At 74.4% G+C, this 4,571-nt stretch carries 1 protein-coding gene; it reads right to left on the reverse strand.

What is annotated here, in order from left to right; all coding sequences use genetic code 11:
- A partial coding sequence (locus IEZ15_RS43410; protein WP_189282440.1) for a non-ribosomal peptide synthetase occupies nt 1-4,571 on the reverse strand: 4,571 nt, incomplete at both ends.

The following is a 4,571-nucleotide window of genomic DNA, read 5'->3' on the forward strand; positions in this document are numbered from 1 at the left end:
TCCGGCGTACGGGCCACCTGCACCGCAAACAGCTCCGCCAGCGAACCCGCCACCACCGGGGCAACCGTGTCATTCCACTCAGCCAGGAGCCGCCACTCACCCTCGCCCAGGACGTCCAACGCGCTCAGCCGGGACTCCGGGTCGGCGGTCAGCTGCTCCAGGGCCCGCACCCAGCGGGCCACGAGCCGCCCGGCGGTCTCTTCGTCGAACAGGTCGGCGGAGGCGACCACGGAACCACACAGCCCTGCCGGGGCACCGGTCTCGTCGAAGGCCTCCGACACCGAGGCGTCCAGGTCGAACTTGGCGGTCGAGGCACCGGTCGGGAACCCGGCGGCGCGTACGCCCGGCAGGTCGAGGACGGCCTCGCCGGTGTTCTGGACCTTCAGCATGACCTGGAACAGGGGGTGCCGGGCCAGCGAACGCGTCGGCGCCAGCTCCTCCACGAGCTTCTCGAACGGCACGTCCTGGTGCGCGAACGCGGACAGGCTCGCCTCCCGTACGCGGCCGAGGACGTCCCGGAAGGTCGGGTCGCCGCTCAAGTCGTTGCGTATGACAAGGGTGTTGATGAAGAAGCCGACCAGGTCGTCCAGGGCCTCGTCCGTGCGGCCCGCGTTCGCCGAGCCGATCGGGACGTCCGTGCCCGCGCCCAGCTTCGACAGGAGCATCGCCAGCGCGGCCTGGAGGACCATGAACGGCGTCACGCCCTCGGCGCGCGCCACCTCCACGAGGCGGGCGTGCACCTGCGCCGGGACGGCCAGGGGGATGTTGTGCCCCAGGTGCGTGGGGACGGCGGGCCGCACGCGGTCGGCCGGCAGCTCCAGCTCTTCCGGGGAGCCTTCCAACGCCTTACGCCAGTGGGTGACCTGACGGGAGATCAGACTCTCGGGGTCGCTCTCGTCGCCGAGCAGCTCGCGCTGCCAGAGCGTGTAGTCGGCGTACTGGACCGGCAGCGGCTCCCACGCGGGGGTCTCGCCCTCGCGACGGGCCGCGTACGCGACGGACAGGTCGCGTGCCAGTGGCTCCATGGACCAGCCGTCGCCTGCGATGTGGTGGACGGCCATGACGAGCACGTGCTCGTCGGCGCCGGTTCCGAACAGCCAGGCCCTGACGGGCACGTCGGCGGACAGGTCGAAGGGGTGCGCGAGGGCCTCTGCGACCGCGCGGTCCAGGTCCTGCGGGGCCACGTCGGCCACCGTCAGCGCCCAGTCCAGGTCGGCCGGGTCCAGGATCCGCTGGTACGGCTCGCCGTCGGCGACCTCGAAGACGGTCCGCAGCACCTCGTGCCGCCCGATCACGTCGCGCAGGGCCGCGCCCAGCGCGTCCCGGTCGAGCGCGCCGGAGAGCCGCAGGGCGACCGGGATGTTGTAGGTGGCGCCGGGACCCTCCAGCTGGCCGACGAACCACAGGCGGCGCTGGGCGAAGGACAGCGGGACGCGCCGCGGGCGCGCGGCCGGGGCGAGCGCGGTGCGAGACGGGGCGGCGCCGTCGAGGCGGTCCGCGAGCGCGGCCACCGTGGGTGCCTCGAACAGGGTCCGCAGCGGCACCTCGACGCCGAGGACGGTGCGCACCCGGCTGATGAGCCGGGTGGCGAGCAGGGAGTGGCCGCCGAGCGCGAAGAAGTCGTCGTCCACGCCGACCTTCTCCAGCCGCAGGACCTGGGCGAACACGCCGCACAGCAGCTCCTCGTGGAGTGTGGCGGGGCCGCGCCCCGCGCTCGCCGTGTGCACGGGTGCGGGCAGGGCGGCGCGGTCGAGCTTGCCGTTGACGGACTGGGGCAGGGCGTCCAGGGCGACGACGGCGGAGGGCACCATGTGCTCGGGCAGCCGGGCGGCGATGAATTCCCGTACGGCATAGGTGATTTCGGCACCGAGGACGGACGGCACGACATAGGCGACCAGTCGTCGGTCCCCCGGAACGTCCTCGCGGGCGACGACCGCCGCCTGGGCGACGTCCGGGTGCGCGGCGGCGACGGCCTCGACCTCGCCGGGCTCGATGCGGTAGCCGCGGATCTTGACCTGGTCGTCGGCGCGGCCCAGGTACTCGACGCGGCCTTCGGCGTCCTGGCGCACCAGGTCGCCGGTGCGGTACATCCGCCGCCCCGGCTCGAAGGGGGAGGCGACGAAGCGCTCGGCGGTCAGGCCCGCGCGGCGCACGTAGCCGCGGGCCAGGCCCGCCCCGGACACGTACAGTTCGCCGGCGACGCCCACCGGGACGGGCCGGAGCGAGCCGTCGAGGACGTAGGCGCGCGTGTTGGGCAGGGGGCGGCCGATCAGCGGGCGGCCGCCCTGCTCGGTGTCGTGGCACAGGACGTGGACGGTGGCCTCGGTCGGGCCGTAGAAGTTGAGGCCGAGCGTCCCTTCGGCGGCCCGCAGCCTCTCCCACAGGGTGCTGCCGACGGCGTCGCCGCCGAGGAGCAGCGCGCGGGGCCGGTGTACGGAGGCGCCGAGGAGGCCCTCGTCGAGGAGTTGTTCGGCCTGGACGGGGGTGACGGCCATCAGGTCGATGCGGGAAGTGTCGACGTAGCGGGCCAGGGCGGTGGTGTCGCGGCGCACGTCGTCGGGGACGACGTGGAGTTCGTGGCCCGCGACCATCCAGAGGAGCAGCTCCCAGGAGGCGTCGAAGGACAGGGAGTACGTCAGGGCGGCGCGCATGCGCGGCCCTGAGCGCGTGATGACGCCGGCGCGCTGGAAGGCGGCCAGGTTGGCGAGGCCCTCGTGGGGCACGGCGACGCCCTTGGGGCGGCCGGTCGAACCCGAGGTGTAGATGACGTACGCGCAGTGGTCGGGGCGGATCGCGACGCCGAGCGGGCCGTCGTCGACGCCGTCGAGCGCCGCGTCGTCCAGGATGAGCACGGGGGCGACGCCGCCCGGCAGGGCGGTGGCCGTGGTGGCGGTGGCGAGGACGACGGCGGGGGCCGCGTCCTCGACCATGTACGCGATGCGGTCGGCCGGGTAGCCCGGGTCGACGGGCAGGTGGGTGCCGCCGGCCTTGAGGACGGCGAGGAGGGCGATGACCGGTTCGGCTCCGCGCTCCAGGCACACGCCGACGACGGACTCGGGCCTGACGCCCAGCTCCACGAGCAGGCGCGCCAACTGGTTGGCCCGTGCGTCGAGTTCGGCGAAGGTGAGGCTCTCGCCGTCGGCGGTGACGGCGACGGCGTCGGGGGTGCGCGCGGCCTGGGCCTCGAACAGTTCGGGGACCGTGGCGGGCGGCACCTCGACGGTGGTGTCGTTCCATGCGGTGAGGACCTGGTGGCGCCGGTCCTCGTCAAGGACGTCGATCGCGGCGAGCGGCCGGTTCGTGTCCGCGTCGAGGGCGTCGAGGAGCCCGGCGAGCGCGGTGCGCAGCAGGGCGCCGACCTCGTGCGGGTCGACGGGGGTGCGTGCGTCAACGGCGATCAAGAGCGTCTCGCCGTCGTCGTCGACGGAGACGGCGAGCGGGTAGTTGGAGCGCTCCTGGGCGAGGAGGGTGCGGATGCCGTCGAGTTCCTGGCCGCCGGTGGTGCCGCGCCGGTAGTTGAACAGGGAGGTGAACAGGGGTGTGTCGCCGGTGATGCCGCTGGACCGCTGGGCGGTGGCGAGCGGCGCGTGCTCGTGTTCGACGAGCCGGGCGAGCTGCTCGCGGAGCGCGGACAGGGCGGCGCGGGCGTCGAGTTCGCCGGTGCGCACGCGCACGGGCAGCATGTTGATGTATGGGCCGGGGGCCTGCCGGTCCCCGGCGGTGGCGCTCATGCGGCCGGACAGGACGGTGCCGAAGACCACGTCGTCGCGGCCGCTGACGGCGGCCAGGGCGCGCGCCCAGGCGAGGTGCAGGACGGTGGCGGGGCTCGCGCCGAGGCGGCGGGAGACGTCGCGCAGGCGTGCGGTGAGGCCGGGTGCGAAGGGGAGGCGGGCCCGGGACGATCCGGCGCCGTCGCCGCGTACGTCCACCAGGCCGTAGGGCGCGGTGGGTTCGGTGACGTCGCCGAGCAGCTCGGCGAAGTACGGCTCGTGGTCGGCGCCTTCCAGGCCGGTGCGGACCCGGGCCACGAAGTCGCGGAAGCGCACGGGCTCGGGCAGTTGGTCGCCGCGCCCGTCAAGGAACGCCCGCACCTCGTCGAGGACGACCTCGAGGGCGGTGTGGTCCTGCACCGTGTGGTGGGCCCGGACCAGGGCGAGCCAGCGGCCACCCGCGGGGTCGGCCGCGACGTGCAGGCCGAGCAGCGGGGCCCGGGTCAGGTCCATGGCGCCGCCGCCGAGGGCGAGCAGCTGCTCGACGGGGTCGCCGCCCTCGGCGAGGGTGACCTCGGTGACAGGCAGGGTGGCGTCGCGCCACACGACCTGGACCGGCTCGCGCAGGCCCTCCCACACGAGGGAGGTGTGCAGGATGTCGTGGCGCGCCACGACCTGGCGCAGGGCGTCGGTGAACGCCTCCAGCCGCTCCCGGGCGTCGAACTCCAGGACCGTGGGCTGGACGTAGGCGTCCTGGCCGCCGTCGGCGAGCAGGTGGTGGAAGAGGAGGCCTTCCTGGAGGGGGGCGAGCGGGTAGACGTCGGCGATGTTGGCCGCGCCGCCGTCGACGGTGGCGACGAC

The sequence above is a fragment of the Streptomyces atratus genome, from assembly GCF_014648655.1.
GTDB lineage: Bacteria > Actinomycetota > Actinomycetes > Streptomycetales > Streptomycetaceae > Streptomyces > Streptomyces atratus.